General features: G+C 38.4%; 1 protein-coding gene. It reads right to left on the bottom strand.

The window, feature by feature from the left end:
• Window positions 1-247: 247 nt before the first annotated feature.
• Window positions 248-380, bottom strand: a 133-nt coding sequence (locus tag HC175_RS20310; protein ID WP_168139855.1) for an RNA methyltransferase, incomplete at its 5' end; no start/stop codon positions are given.

Genomic DNA, 380 nt, shown 5'->3' with positions numbered 1-380 from the left:
ATGATGATCGCCAGGATAATGTAGAAGAGAGTATTTGCAGTCAAGGTTTTTTAATTTGGGTTAAATATAAGTAGAAACAACCACCCAAAAATAGGAGATCTGAACGAAATAGTTTTGGTCGTTCCAGGTTACATGTTGCAGGTTTTAAAAAATTATTCCCGCTGATTCCGCTGATTTTCGCCGAGGATGCAGATGTGGTTTCGTAATCCTGAATTCTAAATTCTGAATCTTAAATTCGGAATTGCGTTTAGCGCCTTTGTCTTTTCGCCTCAAAGATTAAGATACCTGCGGCAACTGATACATTCATGGAATCAATTTCCCCTTCCATGGGAATGATAATATTTTGGGTGCTGTTTTCAAGCCATTCCTCACTTAATCCG

It is taken from the genome of Salinimicrobium oceani (assembly GCF_012037645.1).
Note: the sequence above shows the minus strand (reverse complement) of the source record. Positions and strands in the feature narration are given on the sequence as shown.